This is a genomic window from uncultured Brachybacterium sp., from assembly GCF_947500705.1.
Lineage (GTDB): Bacteria > Actinomycetota > Actinomycetes > Actinomycetales > Dermabacteraceae > Brachybacterium.
Genome location: NZ_CANMSY010000016.1, coordinates 21,125 through 35,888, shown reverse-complemented (window position 1 = coordinate 35,888; position 14,764 = coordinate 21,125). Strand labels below are relative to the sequence as shown.

Here is a 14,764-nt window from a genome sequence, read left to right as displayed (position 1 = left end):
TCGCGACTTTCCGGACCTGCGGGCGCGAACGCTGACGCTGCGCTTTCACGTCAGCGGTCACGGCTTGATAGCCACGGGTCTTCGTCGAGTTCCGTCGCATCTCCCTGGAGACCACCGAAGGGCATCTACCCAGGTGAAAAGCGATGCGACGGACTCCCCACCCGGCCTTCGATCCCGTCGAGATCTCCATCCGCTCCGCGAACGTCAGCCTCCGCCGCACCATCCCAGGCCTCCTCGCCTCGAGCCCCCACCGACCGGGAGTGTTGCTACGACGCTATGACACCACCGTGCGGGCACTCGAACATCAGGCGGCTCTGTGGGTGGGCTCGCGCTCCACGCCCGTGCCGAGACCGATCACCCGGAGAGCCGGTTGCAGGCCGAGCGTGATCCTTGAACGGTGGCAGACCGGGGTGCTCGCAGGGTCCGTACTCGTGGCAGGGCTTGCCGTCGCCGGTGGAGCGTTCCTCGGCGGGTACACCCTCGGATACACCCCAGCCCCACCCCCACGGACGGAGCTGGCAGAAAAGACGTACACGGACAAGGACCTCGAGGAAGCGCTGGCTGCGTGCGAGATAGACGCAGCCATAGCAGACGGGGCCGTGACACTACCCGGCGCTGACCACCCCGCCATGAACCGACAGTGCTTCGTCGGAGAGATGGGGGCACCCGTGATCGCTGACAGGGAGTTCAGCTACGGCTTCGGCACCAGAGGGGAAGACCGCCCCGAAGGCGGCGAGTACTCCTGGTCGAACGTGCACATGACGTGGAAGCAGACCGACGACGGTCGCGACGTGAGCATCACGGCGCAGTGATGCCACTCCCCCAGTTCGTTCCACTCGAGCACGTGATGCAGGAACTCTCTATCTCGAAGTCCCAGGCGTACGCCCTCGTGCGCACCGAAGAACTGCGGGCAATCCAGGTGGGCGGCCGCGGCCAGTGGCGGATCGACCTGGCCGAGCTCGAGGCGTACATCGAACGGGCCTACGCAGCTACTGACGCCGAGACGGGCCGGGAGTAACACTTCGGGGCAGAAGTGTGATCAACGGTCGGAGCTAGCAACACTTCCCATGGGGTCACTTCCCCACCGGGTCCCCCATGGGGGTTCCCCTGAACATCGACAAGGCCCGCCACCGGATCCGTGACGGGCCGTCGTGAAGTGGGCTACCGGAGCGAGGTGGTCACGCTTCGGGGAGCTCTTCGAGCGCTTGCTTGAGCTTTGCGATCGATCCGAGGCTGATCGCCAGCTCTAGAACGTTGCGCTGTTTCTCGTCGCCAGGCCGGGCTGGTGTCCAGCGGAGACGTAGCGGCACTTCGTAGATCACTCCTGCCTTCGCTTGGCGGTTGAGGAGGGGGCCGTAGGTCTTGGCGCGAGTCCGGGACAGATAGCCGACGAGGAGCCCGCTGGTGACGACCCTGATCGCGTTTGCGTCGTGAGTGTTCCTTGGCTGTGGGACGAGGACGGCTGTCGTTTCGTGCTCGACTGTGCCGTTCTCGCCCGGGGAGTTCACGCGGGCGCCGAGGACGTCGAACACGGCTGCCCGGTAATGCCATTCCCCGACGACCTGGACGCCATACGTTGCGGTGCGTGCGGGGATCGGCTGCGTCTCCCATAGAGATATGTCCACCGGCCTTCGACGGCCACCCTCGGGAAGGTTGCTCGTCGTGGGAGCTCGCTGCGCGGGCTGTGTGGTGTCTTGTTCGCTCGGGCCCACGCGGACGATGAATGCGATAGCGGCCACGATGAGTGCGGCTGGCACGAGCAGCACCAGGATTGTCTCCATGGAGTTCCCTTTCACGGGGTGAGGGGCGCCGGAACTGCGCGTGAGGTCGGCCAGTAGTCTCACTTCGGGGTGGAAGTGTGACTAGAGGAGGTCTGCGGTCACAGATCTAAGGGTTATGCGTCTGACGTAGGCGACGGTTCGCCCCGGAGTTCGTTCTGGAACTCTTCGAACGAGGATCGTGTCCCTGAGGCTGCCGCAATGCAGAGATACCCTGCAGTGCGGATGGCTTCGATGATCTGGGGCAAGAGAAGCGGGATGTCATCGTCGCCAGTGAGGCGGTGGGGCCAGTGGTAGGCGTGCGCCATCCCGCTAGTGATCTGCCATGCCCACTCGGCGGTGTCGGGGACATTTTTCATGACTCGCGCGTTCATCTCTTCATCATTGTCATCGCGAGCCCGATACACGGCGACAAGAAGCTCCACGAACTCCTGACTGCCCTTGACAGTTATCGCTCCAGTCTTGTCTGGAGCTTCGCGCGCAATCTGATGGTCATCACGATCCTTCCGCACCACGTCGAGCCACTCTTCTCCCCCCGTACGAACGGTTGCGACTTCGTCGCTTTTGAAATTGGATGCAGCTGCAGCCGCCCGCCGACTGCTCGCGTACTCTGCGGCAACGAGAGTCCGTGCACGTTCGTCACGAGAGGCAGAGTCATGCGGACCGAGCACGTACGTGACCGTGTACGCACCGATGAGCATTTGCCTAATGAGACTGGCATGCGCAACAACGTAGCTGGGCGCCGCATCTTGCTCGATCAGATACGCCAGCGTGTGGGCTGCGCAAGCCACCGTTCCCATGGCGCTGGTGATCGAGTCAGCAACGTTTACCTCCGCACCCCGATGGAGTTCCGAAAGCCTGCCCAGTTCCGATTCAGATTCCGGATCCCCGAAGCGCTCCAAGACCGGAAACAGCTGCTCGTGGATTTGGTTGAGCGGGGTGGTGATGTGTTCTGCGTTTCCCATGCACTCATTCTTCCATCGCCCGGCAATCGGCTGTCACGACTCCGCCCCCGTCACGCGGACGCCGCCCCAAAGCCGATGCCGTCATCGCGATCGCCCACCACTACGGCGAGCCCCCGCTCGAAGCACTCATCGAAGCCGGGATCCTCACCGAGCAGGACCCACGAGTCACCGTCACCTCGAAGTCACTCAGCGAGTACGACCACACCGTGCTCCTGCGCGAGCTGCAGCATCGGCTCGATGGAATGTCCCCTCCCTCTGCGAGCATCTCGGAGGTAGAGGAGGACCCCAACCCCGATGACTACGACCTCGCCGCGGGCACTGTCGCCCGTCCCGACGACCAGCCAGCTGATTGACCGAGCCACGAACTCTGGCTTGAGGGTCTGCTGGACCCCACCCACCTACCACCACTAGTCCGCGTACGCGCACGCCGCCGGCACGATCTGGCTACGCCGGGACCTCACCGATGCAGAGGCACGGTCGCTGCTCGCGCACGAGCTCGGACACCACCACTACGGAGACCACGGCCCGCAGCCGACAGACATCGAAGCGCGGGCCTGGAGGTGGGCGGCACGGCTCCTGATCCCTGAGTGCACCTACGCGATCGCTGAGGTGCAGCACGGCCACCATGTGCCCGCCCTCGCTGAGGCTCTGCACGTCACCGCCGAGGCTGTCGAGGCGTACCAATCCGTTCTGAGGAGAGCAGCGTGAGGGACACGGCGCATCCGAAGATCAAGCAGTACACCGACAAGCACACAGGGCGCCCGCGCTACCTCGTCCGATACCGGAAGCCCGACGGGACGCAGACGAAGAAGCGCGGATTCACCCGGAAGAAGGACGCCGAGGACTGGCTACACAAGATCGAATCCGCGAAGCTCCGCGGAGAGTTCATCCCCGTCTCCGCCGGACGCACCCGCCTGTCCGAGCTGTACCCCGGCTGGCTGGCCGCGAAGCGCGTCCACTGCACCCCAGGATGGGTCGTCGACCTCGACGCGTCATGGCGCACCCATGTGGAGCCCCGCTGGGCACAGACTCCCGTCGGGCAAGTTCGGGCCGGGGACATCCAGGAATGGATCGCCGAGCTGTCCGGGCAACGGTCCCCCACCATCGTGATCCGTGCCCACGGCGTGCTCACCGGGATCCTCGGCGACGCCGTGCGAGACGGGAAGATCCGCACCAACCCCGCCCGCGGCGTGAAGCTCCCCCGGAAGTCAGCCGCTCGCTCCCGCTACCTCACCCATGCCGAGGTGCAGACAGTCGCCGAGGCATCAGGGCACGAGCTCCTCGTGTATGTGCTGGCGTACTGCGGTCTCCGCTGGGTGAAGCGACCGCGCTACGGGTGCGGGACGTGAACCTCCTCCGTCGACGCATCGCGGTCACGAGGGCGGTGCGGTATATCCGCGGCACCGGATTCAAGGTCGGAGACACGAAGGGGAAAGGGGACCGGACGGTGCCGGTGCCGGCATTCCTCGCCACGATGCTCAAGGACGCGGTGGCGGGCGCCGCCGGGCCGGATGCGCTGATCTTCCCAGCCCCGAGGGCGGAGTATCTCCGGCAGCCGGGGAAGTCCCGCGTCGTGGATGGGAAGCGGGCCGGGGTGAAGTGGTGGGAGCGCGCCCTCGATGCTGCAGGGGTGGAGTGGATGACGCCGCACGATCTTCGGCACACGGCGTCGTCGCTCGCGGTGTCGGCCGGCGCGAACGTGAAGGCCGTCCAGCAGATGCTGGCACACAAATCCGCGAGTCTCACGCTGGAAACGTACGCGGATCTGTTCGACTCGGACCTTGATGACGTGGCGGTGAGGATGGATGCTCAGCGCGGGCACGCTTTGGGCACAACCCGTGAGGAACGATGGGGTACTGAACTTGATTCTCAGGGAATGCTGGGGATCGTGAGGGGTACGGATCCTGTGCGCGGTTAGCATGGGTGCTGGTCGCGAGAAGACGGGGCAAGGTTTCGAGTCCCTTCTCGCGCACGTATCAGCCCCGTGATGAGGAGACAGCTTCATGACCCTGTTCGGACTCGTCCGCCATGGGCAGACGGACTACAACCTGGAGAACCGATTCCAGGGATCCTCCGACATCCCCCTGAATGCGACCGGGATCGCCCAGGCGCACGCCGCCTTCGACGAGCTCCCGGCGGTGGACTGGGACGTGGTGATCACCTCACCGCTGCAGCGTGCCGAGCAGACCGGGCGGATCATCGGCGAGGACCATCACATCCCCTTCGGCGGCACCGACGCCCGCCTGGTGGAGATCGACTGGGGCGCCGCCGAGGGCCGTCCCGTCGAGGAGATGGAAGCGACCTATCCGGATCGCTCCTTTCCCGGGCGTGAGGACCACCAGGCGGTCGCCGACCGCGGATACGACGCCCTGGAGGCCCTCGAGGAGCGCTACCCGGGCCAGAAGGTGCTGATCGTCGCCCATGGCACGCTGATCCGCTTCCTGCTCTCGGGGATCATCGAGCAGCCGCTGCCCTCGATCCCCAACGCGACGCTCTCCCTGGTCGAGCTCGAGGACACGACCTGGCGAGTGAGGATGATCGCCGGCGCGGAGGTCGATCACGCCGTCAAGGTGGTGTCCCGGGAGCAGAATCCCCGCTTCTTCGTCGAGAAGTCCCAGCTGGCGCCGGCGCAGATCGCCGCAGCCGCAGCCAGGAGCACCACCGCAGAAGGAGACCCCGCATGAACAGCCGCACCGCCGTGGATTCCGAGGGCTCCTGGTTCGAACCCGAACAGGTCAGCGAGCTGCGCCGCCGCCTGCCGATCCCCTACGTGGACATCATCCCCGTGCGCACCGATGTTGACGGCTCCGTCGAGGAGGTGGGCCTCCTGCTGCGCGCCTCCGGCGCCGGGCAGATCGTGCGCGCGATCGTCTCCGGGCGGGTGCTCGTGCACGAGACGATCCGTGAGGCGATCGCTCGACACATCGAGAAGGACCTGGGCCCGATGGCGATGCCGCGCATCCCGGTCTCCCCGGTGCCCTTCACCGTCGCCGAGTACTTCCCCACCCCCGGCGTCTCGCCCTTCCATGATCCGCGCCAGCACGCGATCTCGCTGGCCTATGTGGTGCCGGTGGATGGGGAGACCGCCCCGCAGGAGGACGCGCTCGAGCTGGCTTGGTTCGGGGTCGACGAGCTGCTCTCGGAGTCCTCGCCGCTGGAGGAGATGAACGGGGGCCGGGATCTGCTGATCCGGCGTGCGCTCGCCCACGTCGGCGCCGCCTGAGCGAGCCGAAGGACGCCGGCGGCCCCGGCTCGGAGGTTCCTCTCCGGGCCGGGGCCGCCGTCATCTCGTCGGCGTGGAAGCTCAGCCCAGCAGCTGGGCGACGTGGCCTGCGAGGGCCCGAAAGGCCTTCCCGCGATGGGAGATCGCGTCCTTCTCCGCAGGGCTCAGCTCGGCGGCCGAGCGCGTCTCGCCCTCGGGCAGGAACAGCGGGTCGTAGCCGAAACCGCCCTTGCCATGACGCTCCCGGAGCAGGGCCCCGCGCATCTCCCCGAGCTCGACGCTCTCGGTGCCGTCCGGAGCCACCAGGGCGGCCGCGCAGACGAAACGCGCGCCGCGGTGCTGTTCGGGGACATCACCGAGCTGGGCGAGCAGGAGGTCGTTGTTCGCCTCATCGTCCCCATGCCGGCCGCTCCAGCGGGCGGAGAAGATGCCGGGCGCTCCGCCGAGCACGTCGACCGCGAGACCGGAGTCGTCGGCGACCGCGAGCAGCCCGGTGGCCGCCGCGGCGGAGCGGGCCTTCAGCAGCGCATTGCCCTCGAAGGTCACCGCATCCTCGACCACATCGGGGAGCTCGATGCCGGCCGAGGAGATGATCTGCTCGGGCGCGAGATCAGGCACCGCCGCGGTGAGGATCCGCTGCAGCTCGGCCAGCTTCTTCGCATTGTGGGAGGCGAGGATGACCCGGGCCCCGTCGGGGAGCTCGCCGTGCGGGATCGTGCCGTCCGCTCCGCTCATCGCTGCAGGGCGAGGACGTCGCGCTGGATCTGCGCGAGCTCGGCGCAGCCCTCCGTGGCGAGATCCAGCAGCGCACCCAGCTCGGTGCGATCGAAAGGTGCGCCCTCGGCGGTGCCCTGCACCTCGACGAAGGAGCCGGAGCCGGTGACCACCACGTTCATATCGGTCTGCGCGGTGACGTCCTCGCGGTACTCGAGGTCCAGCAGCGGCCGTCCCTCGACGATGCCGACGCTGATCGCGCTCACCGAATCGGTGAGGACCTGCTTCGCGGCAGGCAGGGAGGTGTGCTGCTTGCCCCAGGTGATCGCATCGGCGAGCGCGACATAGGCGCCGGTGATCGCGGCGGTGCGGGTGCCGCCGTCGGCCTGGAGCACATCGCAGTCCAGCTGGATGGTGTTCTCCCCCAGGGCGTCGAGGTCGATGATCGCGCGCAGCGAGCGGCCGATCAGGCGGGAGATCTCGTGGGTGCGGCCACCGATCCTGCCCTTGACGGATTCACGGGGGGACCTGGTGTTGGTCGCACGGGGCAGCATCGCGTACTCGGCGGTGACCCAGCCGGAACCGGAGCCCTGCTTCCAGCGCGGCACGCCCGCGCTGAAGGAGGCGGTGCACAGCACGCGGGTGCGGCCGAACTCGATCAGGGCGCTGCCTTCGGCCTGGTCCAGCCAGCCGCGGGTGATGCGCACCTCGCGCAGCTGCTCAGGGGTGCGGCCGTCGACGCGGTCGCCGGCAGGGGTCTGGTTCGTAGAGCTCATGGAGCTCCTTCCTCGACGTGGTGGAAAGACTCTGCCTGATCTACCGCCATCGACAGTCGCTCGTCCTCCGCGGCAGGTCGATCAGGGATGCACCTCGAGGATATCCATCGGACGGACCACCGTGATCGGGCCGGAGTGCACGGCGCGCGCCTCGGCGAGCGGAATCTCTGGATCCGTCCACGCGGGGATGTGGGTCAGGGCGAGATGCCGCACACCGGCCCCGGCCGCGCTCTCCCCGGCGCGGCGGCCGGTCAGGTGCACGCCGGTGAAACGGTCGTCACGGCCTTCGATGTACCCGGCCTCGCACAGGAACAGATCCGCGCCGCGGGCGAGCTCGTCCAGCGCATCACAGGCATCGGTGTCGCCCGAGTAGACGAGAGTGCTGCCGCCGCCGGTGATCCGGAAGCCATAGGCCTCGACCGGGTGGAGCACCCTGCGGGTCTCGAAATCCAGCGGGCCGATGGTGAAGCGATCGTGGTCCGTGAGCGCATGGTGCTCGAAGGGTGCGCAGCCCACTCCGTCGGGGATGTCACCATTGCGTCCCAGCACGGCGGCGATCCGCTCAGGCAGCGGCGCGGGGGCGAAGATCGGCAGCCGTCCCAGGTCATCGCGCTCGTGATAGGCCCAGAACACCTCGAGCCCGGTGAGGTCGAGATAATGGTCGGGGTGCAGGTGGGAGACGACCACCGCGTCCAGCTCGGCCGGATCGATGACGCTCTGCAGCGGGCCGAAGGCACCGGAGCCCAGATCCATCAGCACCCGCCAGAGTCGGCCCTGCGCGTCCTCCTGCTCGATGAGGTAGCTCGACGCCGCCCCGTCGGGCCCGGCGAAGCTGCCGCTGCAGCCGATGACGTGGACCCTCATGCCTGCACCACCGGCAACGAGGCGGTGATGTCGAAGGTAGGACCCAGGAACCGGCGCGAGAGGCGGGCGAAATGGGCGCTGCCATCACCCGCTGCCGTCTGGGAGAACACGTGCCGGGGTGCCCGCTCCGTCTCCCGCAGCTGGTCCGAGCGGCGCAGCTGGCGGTACACATCCAGGGCGGTCTCCTCGGCGGAGGAGACCAGGGTGACATCAGGACCCATGACGTAGCTGATGGGACCGGCGAGCATCGGATAGTGGGTGCATCCCAGCACCAGGGTGTCCACTCCTGCCTCGCGCACCGGGGCCAGGTACTCCTCGGCGACGTCGACCACCTCGCTGCCGCTGACCACGCCGTTCTCGACGAACTCGACGAAACGCGGGCAGGCCTGGGCGGTGAGCCTGAGATCAGGGGCGGCGGCGAACGCATCCTCGTAGGCGCGGGAGGTGACGGTGCCCTCGGTGGCGATCACGCCGACCCGGCGATTGCGGGTCGCAGCGACGGCGCGGCGCACCGCCGGCTGGATGACCTCGACCACGGGCACGTCATAGCGCTCCCGCGCATCGCGCAGCACGGCGGCGGAGGCGGTGTTGCAGGCGATGACGAGCATCTTCACGCCATGGCCCACGAGCTCGTCCATGATCTCCAGCGCGAGTGACCGGACTTCTGCGATGGGCCGCGGCCCGTAGGGGCCGTGCGCGGTGTCGCCGATGTAGACCAGCTCCTCCTGCGGCAGCTGGTCGAGGACGGCGCGGGCGACGGTCAGCCCGCCCACCCCGGAGTCGAAGATCCCGATCGGCGCATTGTTCATCCTGGCAAGGTTAATCTCGACAGCCGTCCATGGCAGTGATCGCACGCTCACTGCGTGCCGTCTCACAGTTCGCACCCAGGCGGTGCAGCGCGCGGGACGTGCGGGATCAGTCCAGTGCGCGGGACGCGCGGGATCAGTCCAGTGCGCGCAGGAGGCTCTCCTGCAGCCATGAGAGCAGCTCATAGACAGCGATCACGATGTCGGAGCTCACATGCTCCTCATCGCCGGAGCGCTCCATGCCCTCGACCCGCTCGCCGATCTGCTGCAGCATCCGCACGGTGTCGAAGTCCCCGTCGCGCTCGAGGCCCAGGCGGTCGGCGAGAACGATCCGCACGTCGTTCAGGGCGCGCAGCATCGACATCGCCCCCGCGTCATCGACCACGATCTCGCTGTGCCCGCCGCCGGTCGCGTCCAGCACCTGCATCACCGTGCGAAGATCCGCGAGCTTCCCGTCGGCGAGGTCCTGCTGGCCCAGGCGGCGGTACTCCGCGGCGAGCCCAGGGTCCTCCGAGGCGGCGGGGAACAGCCGCTTGACCGCCGAGTCCGACGGCTCCCGGGCATCCCGGCCCGCGAACTCCGCCTCGAGTCGGCGCAGCGGGTCCTCGCTCTCGGCGGCGCGGCGCAGCACATCGCGCTCGGCATCGATCCCGAGATCGGCGCGGATCAGGTCCGCCGTCTCCTGCGCGACTTGGGTGAGGATCGCCTTCTCCTCACCGTCGAGCCGGCAGGCCAGGCTGCCGTCGGGGCGGCGCCGGAATGCGTGCGCCATCAGTCCTCCCCCGCACGTTCGAGCGTGGCTCTCAGTCCGAAGGAGTGCATGGCCTGGACGTCGGTCTCCACCCGCTCTCGGGAGCCGCGCGAGACGATCGCCCGCCCCTCCTCATGGACCTGCATCATCAGCTGCTCTGCCACCAGGCGTGAGTATCCGAAATAGCGGCGGAAGACGAACACGACGTAGCTCATGAGGTTCACGGGGTCGTTCCAGACCACGGTGCACCAAGGACCGTCCGCCTCCGCTGTCACCTCCACCTCGGGAGAGAGGGCGGTGCGCGTCCCCGTCGCCGGGTCCGCTCGCGGCATCTCCACCGGCATGCACATTCCTCCTGAGCTCCGTCGCGCCTGCTGAGATCGAGACACAACGGGGATGAGTCTACGGGGCGCGCCCTGCCTCCCGCAGACGCGGCACGCATTACGGTGGACGCGTGACTTCTTCCCTGCTCACCGACCTCTACGAGCTGACGATGCTGGAGGCCGCCCGAGAGGCCGGCACCGCCTCGCGGCGCTGCGTCTTCGAGGTGTTCACCCGTTCACTCCCCGACGGGCGCCGCTATGGCGCGCTCGCCGGCACCGGGCGCGTGCTCGACGCGATCGCCGACTTCCGCTTCGACGACGCCGACCTGCGCTACCTGCGCAGGACCGGCGTGCTCAAGGAGGAGACGCTCGAGCACCTGGCGGACTACCGGTTCACCGGTGACATCCACGGTTACCAGGAGGGCGAGCTCTACTTCCCCGGCTCCCCCGTGCTGCGCATCGAGGGCAGCTTCGAGAACGCGGTGCTGCTGGAGACCGTGGTGCTCTCGATCCTCAACCACGACAGCGGGGTCGCCTCCGCCGGCTCCCGCATGACCACTGCCGCCCGCGGCCGGCCCTGCATCGAGATGGGCGGGCGCCGAGTGCACGAGGACGGGGCGATCGCTGCGGCCCGCGCCGCCTATGTCGTCGGCTTCGCCTCCACCTCGAACCTCGCCGCGGGCGCCCACTACCGGATCCCCGTCGCCGGCACCGCCGCCCATGCCTTCACGCTCCTGTTCGATACCGAGGAGGAGGCGTTCCGCGCCCAGCTCGCCTCCCAGGGCGTGGGGACGACGGTGCTCGTGGACACCTACGACGTCGACGCCGCGGTGCGCACCGCGGTCGAGCTGGCCGGGCCGCAGCTCGGCGCCGTGCGTCTGGATTCCGGCGACCTCGGCGAGCAGGCGGTGCAGGTGCGTGCGCTGCTGGACTCCCTCGGCGCGACCGGGACCCGCATCACCGCGACCGGCGATCTGGACGAGTACCGGGTCGAGGAGCTGAAGGACGCGCCGCTGGACGGCTACGGCATCGGCACCCGCCTGGTCACCGGCGGCGGGCATCCCGCTCCCGGCTTCGTCTACAAGCTGGTCGAGCGGGAGGGTTCCGACGGGCAGATGCACCCCGTCGGGAAGCGCTCCAGCGGCAAGGCCACCCTCGGCGCCGGCAAGGCCGCCTATCGGATGCTGGTGAGCGAGCGTGCCCACGCCGAGCTGGTGCTGCCCGGCGAGGCGGAGGTCGCCGAGTTCGAGCGGGAGCTCACGGCGGAGCTGACCTCGGACACCGCGAATCCGGACTGGGTCCGCACGTCTCTCCGGCCGCTGCAGAAGCCGCTGGTCCTGGGCGGCGAACCGGTGGATGCCGTGCGGGCTCCGGAAAGAGTCCAGGCGGCGCGGGCGCGGCATGCGGCGTCCGTCATGGAGCTCGGAGTCCCCGCCGACGACGGGCCTGATGGACCGGTCGCGATCCCGACCCTCACCGATGGCACGGAGGCCGCGCGGATCCTGCGCTGAGCAGGGCGTCCGGCGTCAGCGGCGGCCGACGAACCAGCCGCGCACGATCCCGATCCGTTCCTGGATCTGCTCGGCGCTGGCCTGGGCGACGGCCGGACCGCCGCTGCGGCTGCGCAGCGTGTTGTGGACCGAGCCGTGCGGGGTGCCGGACTTCTTCGCCCACGCGGAGACCAGGGCGCTGAGCTCCTTGCGCAGCTCCATCAGCTGTCGGTGATCGACGACCCCCGGCGTGACCGGCGTGTTCGCGGTCCCGTTCTTCTGCCGGCGCGCCTGCTGCTGGGCCTGCTGCTGCTGGAGCACCTCGCGCATCTGGTCGGCGTCGAGCAGCCCCGGGATGCCCAGGAACTCCTGCTCGTCCTCCGAGCCGATCATGCCCCCGGCACCGTATTCGCCGCCGTCGAACAGCACCCGGTCGAAGGAGGCCTCGGACTCGAGCGCCTCGAAGCTCATCTCCAGCTGATCGCTCGCCTGCTCGGGGCGGTTCGCCTCCTCGATGAGGCTCTCGTCGAGACCGGTCTCCTCATCCCCCGACTTCGGACGGCGATCGAGCACATGGTCGCGCTCGGCCTCCATCTCGGCGGCGTGGCCCATCAGGATCGGGACGGTGGGCAGGAAGACGCTCGCGGTCTCGCCGCGGGTCCGTGACCGCACGAAGCGGCCGACGGCCTGGGCGAAGAACATCGGGGTCGAGGTCGAGGTGGCGTAGACGCCCACGGCCAGGCGGGGCACGTCCACGCCCTCGGAGACCATGCGCACCGCGACCATCCAGCGGTCCTCGGAGGCGGAGAAGTCCTCGATCCGCTTGCCGGCGCCGACGTCGTCGGACAGCACCACGGTGGGTGCCTGCCCGGTGATGTCCTGGAGGGTCGCGGCATAGGAGCGGGCGGCCTTCTGATCGGTGGCGATCACCAGCCCGCCGGCGTCGGGCACATGGCGCCGCACCTCGGTGAGGCGGCGATCGGCGGCGGAGAGCACCGACTGGATCCACTCCCCCTTGGGGTCCAGCGCCGTGCGCCAGGCCTGCTGGGTGATGTCCTTGGTCTCGAGCGCGCCGAGCTGGGCCGAGACCTCATCGCCGGTCTTGGTGCGCCAGTGCATCCGCCCGGAGTAGGTCATGAACAGCACCGGGCGCACCACGTGGTCGCGCAGCGCCTCGCCGTAGCCGTAGGTGAAGTCGGCCTTCGAGCGCAGGAAGCCCTCGCCGTCCTGCTCGTAGGTGACGAAGGGGATCTGGGAGTCGTCCGAGCGGAAGGGGGTGCCCGTCAGCGCGAGCCGCCGGGTGGCCGGATCGAAGGCGTCCCGCACACCATCGCCCCAGGTGCGGGCGTCACCCGCATGGTGGATCTCGTCGAGGATCACCAGGGTGCGGTCGGCCTCGGTGCGGGCGCGATGCAGCGCCGGATGCATGCCGATCTGCGCATAGGTCACCGCGACGCCCTGGTAGTGGCTGCCGTGGGCACCCTGGGCGTTGGAGAAGTTCGGGTCCAGGGAGATGCCCACGCGCGCGGCGGCATCGGCCCACTGGGTCTTCAGGTGCTCGGTCGGCGCGACCACCGTGATGCGGCGGACGGTGCCCTCGGAGAGGAGAGCGGCCGCGATCTGCAGCGCGAAGGTGGTCTTGCCGGCGCCGGGGGTCGCGACGGCCAGGAAATCCTTGGGGGCACGGGCGCGGTACAGCTCGAGGGCCTCGGACTGCCAGGCTCGCAGCTTGGGGACGGTGCCCCAGGCGGCACGTTCCGGGTAGGCGACGGGCAGCGATCTCGCGGCCGCCTCGGAGGGCTGGCGGGGATCACTCGTGGAGAAAAGAGAAGGGGTACTCACAGCGCTGACCACCGTACCGCCGACGGGTGACGACCCGCCGACGGACGCGGTGTGAGGAAGGTCCGGCGCGCCCTCCTGCTCCGAGGAGCGTTCCTGATCAGCAGCGTCTGACAGGACCACAGCGCCTGGCCGGCCGTCGGAGCCTGACCGGCCGGCGACGTCGGACGGCTCAGCGCCGCCCGCCGAAGAAGCCGCGGAAGCCGCCGCCCTTACCGGAGCCGCCCTTGCCGTCGCCGCCGTCGTTCGGCTCGCGCATCCCTTCGAAGATCTCCTTGCACTCCGGGCATACCGGGTACTTCTGGGGATCCCGGCCGGGCACCCACACCTTCCCGCACAGCGCGATCACCGGGGTCCCCCCGAGAGCGGCCTGGGTGACCTTGTCCTTGCGCACGTAGTGCGCGAACCGGTCGTGGTCGCCGTCGTCGGTCTTCTGATCCTGCTCCTGCAGCTGACGGTCCAGCACCGCGGTGCTGCCGGGCGCTGCGCCCGGATCGTCGCTGTAAGGGTCCATCCGGGACGGGTCGGAGGTGGAGGACATGACTGCTCCCTGGCTAGGTGACGTGATGCCTCGATCGTACCGGCACCCTTCCCGCCGACACGGTCCCTCCCGGCAGCGCTGTCCTTCCCGGCAGCACGGTCCCTCCCGGCAGCACTCGGCAAGCTCCTCGACGACGTGACGGCCTCGCCTCCCCGATCGCGGAGCACGGGGCTGGAAGAATGCTGGCCATGGACGTCGTCGTCGATCTCATCCGCCGCCTGCCCTCGGAGGTCCGACGGGCGGGTGGCTCGCTGGTGTGGCGGCTAGGCCTGCTGGCCCTGGCCCTGCTGCTGAACATCGGCTTCTACCTGCCCTCGCTGCCGGGTGGCATCCCTGGTGCTGAGGTGCCCGGCCTCGACAAGGTCGTGCATCTGCTGGTGTTCGCTCTGACCGTCTTCGCCGCAGGCCGGGTCCTGGCACCGCGGAAGCGGTTCCCGATGGGCTGGGTGGTGATCGTCGCCCTCGCGCATGCCGTGCTGATCGAGCTGGTGCAGCTGGTGGCGATGCCCGCGCGCAGCGGCGACGCCGCCGATGTCCTGTTCGATGCGGTCGGCATCGCTCTCGGGGTCGCCACCTGGGTGGGTGAACGGGTGCTCCGGCAAGCCGCCGCGCAGCGCCAGGTGAGCCCCGAGGGCGAGCCGGTGGCGCTCAGCACCCGCTGACCGGGAGCGGTCGAACAGCACGAACGGCGCTC

19 protein-coding genes and 1 pseudogene are annotated in these 14,764 nt (G+C 68.8%); 9 read left to right on the top strand and 11 right to left on the bottom strand.

The features are described 5' to 3' along the window. Positions 1–190 (bottom strand): helix-turn-helix domain-containing protein (locus tag Q0937_RS17590; RefSeq protein ID WP_299306266.1); only part of this gene is annotated, 190 nt, incomplete at its 3' end. Between Q0937_RS17590 and Q0937_RS17585 the strand changes: the two genes are divergently transcribed. Further along, positions 144–812: a hypothetical protein gene (locus Q0937_RS17585; protein ID WP_299306268.1), complete on the top strand. Its 669-nt coding sequence runs from the start codon at positions 144–146 to the stop codon at positions 810–812. The genes Q0937_RS17590 and Q0937_RS17585 overlap by 47 nt on opposite strands. 35 nt (positions 813–847) lie before the next feature. Next, positions 848–1,018: a helix-turn-helix domain-containing protein gene (locus tag Q0937_RS17580; protein WP_363323249.1), complete on the top strand. Its 171-nt coding sequence runs from the start codon at positions 848–850 to the stop codon at positions 1,016–1,018. 160 nt (positions 1,019–1,178) lie between these two features. Here the strand turns inward: Q0937_RS17580 and Q0937_RS17575 are convergent, their stop codons facing one another. Further along, positions 1,179–1,781: an HIRAN domain-containing protein gene (locus tag Q0937_RS17575; RefSeq protein ID WP_299306263.1), complete on the bottom strand. Its 603-nt coding sequence runs from the start codon at positions 1,779–1,781 to the stop codon at positions 1,179–1,181. Between the two features lie 113 nt (positions 1,782–1,894). Then, positions 1,895–2,743, bottom strand: a complete 849-nt coding sequence (locus Q0937_RS17570; RefSeq protein WP_299306262.1) for a hypothetical protein — start codon at positions 2,741–2,743, stop codon at positions 1,895–1,897. Between the two features lie 435 nt (positions 2,744–3,178). Between Q0937_RS17570 and Q0937_RS18075 the strand changes: the two are divergent. The 5 genes and pseudogenes from Q0937_RS18075 to Q0937_RS17550 all read left to right on the top strand — a co-directional run. Continuing rightward, positions 3,179–3,451 (top strand): annotated as a pseudogene (locus Q0937_RS18075) (ImmA/IrrE family metallo-endopeptidase); the annotation flags it as partial. Further along, positions 3,448–4,092, top strand: a complete 645-nt coding sequence (locus Q0937_RS17565; RefSeq protein ID WP_299306260.1) for an Arm DNA-binding domain-containing protein — start codon at positions 3,448–3,450, stop codon at positions 4,090–4,092. The pseudogene Q0937_RS18075 and the gene Q0937_RS17565, both read left to right, overlap by 4 nt. Beyond that, positions 4,089–4,661, top strand: a complete 573-nt coding sequence (locus Q0937_RS17560) for a site-specific integrase (RefSeq protein WP_299306259.1) — start codon at positions 4,089–4,091, stop codon at positions 4,659–4,661. The genes Q0937_RS17565 and Q0937_RS17560 overlap by 4 nt, the downstream gene beginning before the upstream one ends. 85 nt (positions 4,662–4,746) lie before the next feature. Next, a complete protein-coding gene (locus Q0937_RS17555) occupies positions 4,747–5,427 on the top strand; it encodes a histidine phosphatase family protein (protein WP_299306257.1) in 681 nt (226 codons plus the stop codon). Continuing rightward, positions 5,424–5,966, top strand: a complete 543-nt coding sequence (locus Q0937_RS17550; protein WP_299306255.1) for an NUDIX hydrolase family protein — start codon at positions 5,424–5,426, stop codon at positions 5,964–5,966. Before Q0937_RS17555 ends, Q0937_RS17550 begins: the two co-directional genes overlap by 4 nt. An 81-nt stretch (positions 5,967–6,047) precedes the next feature. Here Q0937_RS17550 and rdgB read toward each other — a convergent pair whose 3' ends face one another. The 6 genes from rdgB to clpS form a co-directional block, all read right to left on the bottom strand. Then, a complete protein-coding gene (gene rdgB / locus Q0937_RS17545) occupies positions 6,048–6,701 on the bottom strand; it encodes an RdgB/HAM1 family non-canonical purine NTP pyrophosphatase (protein ID WP_299306253.1) in 654 nt (217 codons plus the stop codon). Further along, on the bottom strand, positions 6,698–7,456 hold the full coding sequence (gene rph / locus Q0937_RS17540) for a ribonuclease PH (protein WP_299306251.1): 759 nt from the start codon (positions 7,454–7,456) through the stop codon (positions 6,698–6,700). The genes rdgB and rph overlap by 4 nt, the downstream gene beginning before the upstream one ends. Before the next feature lie 81 nt (positions 7,457–7,537). After that, positions 7,538–8,320, bottom strand: a complete 783-nt coding sequence (locus Q0937_RS17535; RefSeq protein ID WP_299306249.1) for an MBL fold metallo-hydrolase — start codon at positions 8,318–8,320, stop codon at positions 7,538–7,540. Then, positions 8,317–9,129: a glutamate racemase gene (murI, locus tag Q0937_RS17530; protein WP_299306247.1), complete on the bottom strand. Its 813-nt coding sequence runs from the start codon at positions 9,127–9,129 to the stop codon at positions 8,317–8,319. Before murI ends, Q0937_RS17535 begins: the two co-directional genes overlap by 4 nt. A 133-nt stretch (positions 9,130–9,262) precedes the next feature. Next, the gene (locus Q0937_RS17525) at positions 9,263–9,898 is read right to left on the bottom strand and encodes a DUF2017 domain-containing protein (RefSeq protein WP_299306245.1); all 636 of its coding nucleotides are present in this window, start codon (positions 9,896–9,898) and stop codon (positions 9,263–9,265) included. Then, positions 9,898–10,221, bottom strand: a complete 324-nt coding sequence (gene clpS / locus Q0937_RS17520) for an ATP-dependent Clp protease adapter ClpS (RefSeq protein ID WP_299306243.1) — start codon at positions 10,219–10,221, stop codon at positions 9,898–9,900. The genes Q0937_RS17525 and clpS overlap by 1 nt, the downstream gene beginning before the upstream one ends. Before the next feature lie 110 nt (positions 10,222–10,331). Here clpS and Q0937_RS17515 point away from each other — a divergent pair, with 110 nt between their 5' ends. Beyond that, positions 10,332–11,711 (top strand): nicotinate phosphoribosyltransferase, encoded by a 1,380-nt coding sequence (locus tag Q0937_RS17515; RefSeq protein ID WP_299306242.1) that lies wholly within the window; start codon positions 10,332–10,334, stop codon positions 11,709–11,711. Between the two features lie 15 nt (positions 11,712–11,726). Here Q0937_RS17515 and Q0937_RS17510 read toward each other — a convergent pair whose 3' ends face one another. Both Q0937_RS17510 and Q0937_RS17505 read right to left on the bottom strand, forming a co-directional pair. Then, a complete protein-coding gene (locus Q0937_RS17510; protein ID WP_299306240.1) occupies positions 11,727–13,532 on the bottom strand; it encodes a DEAD/DEAH box helicase in 1,806 nt (601 codons plus the stop codon). A 169-nt stretch (positions 13,533–13,701) separates the two neighbouring features. Continuing rightward, positions 13,702–14,070, bottom strand: coding sequence for a DUF3039 domain-containing protein (locus tag Q0937_RS17505; RefSeq protein ID WP_299306238.1), 369 nt, complete (start codon positions 14,068–14,070; stop codon positions 13,702–13,704). A gap of 188 nt (positions 14,071–14,258) precedes the next feature. Between Q0937_RS17505 and Q0937_RS17500 the strand changes: the two genes are divergently transcribed. Continuing rightward, positions 14,259–14,732 (top strand): VanZ family protein, encoded by a 474-nt coding sequence (locus tag Q0937_RS17500; protein WP_299306237.1) that lies wholly within the window; start codon positions 14,259–14,261, stop codon positions 14,730–14,732. Positions 14,733–14,764 lie beyond the last annotated feature (32 nt).

Bases quoted from the DNA above. Each gene is read 5' to 3' on its own strand.
- murI (WP_299306247.1), bottom strand. From the start codon at position 9,129: ATGAACAATGCGCCGATCGGGATCTTCGACTCCGGGGTGGGCGGGCTG.
- Q0937_RS17570 (WP_299306262.1), bottom strand. From the start codon at position 2,743: ATGGGAAACGCAGAACACATCACCACCCCGCTCAACCAAATCCACGAG.
- Q0937_RS17505 (WP_299306238.1), bottom strand. From the start codon at position 14,070: ATGTCCTCCACCTCCGACCCGTCCCGGATGGACCCTTACAGCGACGAT.
- Q0937_RS17575 (WP_299306263.1), bottom strand. From the start codon at position 1,781: ATGGAGACAATCCTGGTGCTGCTCGTGCCAGCCGCACTCATCGTGGCC.
- Q0937_RS17585 (WP_299306268.1), top strand. From the start codon at position 144: ATGCGACGGACTCCCCACCCGGCCTTCGATCCCGTCGAGATCTCCATC.
- Q0937_RS17500 (WP_299306237.1), top strand. From the start codon at position 14,259: ATGGACGTCGTCGTCGATCTCATCCGCCGCCTGCCCTCGGAGGTCCGA.
- rph (WP_299306251.1), bottom strand. From the start codon at position 7,456: ATGAGCTCTACGAACCAGACCCCTGCCGGCGACCGCGTCGACGGCCGC.
- rdgB (WP_299306253.1), bottom strand. From the start codon at position 6,701: ATGAGCGGAGCGGACGGCACGATCCCGCACGGCGAGCTCCCCGACGGG.
- Q0937_RS17550 (WP_299306255.1), top strand. From the start codon at position 5,424: ATGAACAGCCGCACCGCCGTGGATTCCGAGGGCTCCTGGTTCGAACCC.
- Q0937_RS17535 (WP_299306249.1), bottom strand. From the start codon at position 8,320: ATGAGGGTCCACGTCATCGGCTGCAGCGGCAGCTTCGCCGGGCCCGAC.
- clpS (WP_299306243.1), bottom strand. From the start codon at position 10,221: ATGCCGGTGGAGATGCCGCGAGCGGACCCGGCGACGGGGACGCGCACC.
- Q0937_RS17555 (WP_299306257.1), top strand. From the start codon at position 4,747: ATGACCCTGTTCGGACTCGTCCGCCATGGGCAGACGGACTACAACCTG.
- Q0937_RS17525 (WP_299306245.1), bottom strand. From the start codon at position 9,898: ATGGCGCACGCATTCCGGCGCCGCCCCGACGGCAGCCTGGCCTGCCGG.
- Q0937_RS17580 (WP_363323249.1), top strand. From the start codon at position 848: ATGCAGGAACTCTCTATCTCGAAGTCCCAGGCGTACGCCCTCGTGCGC.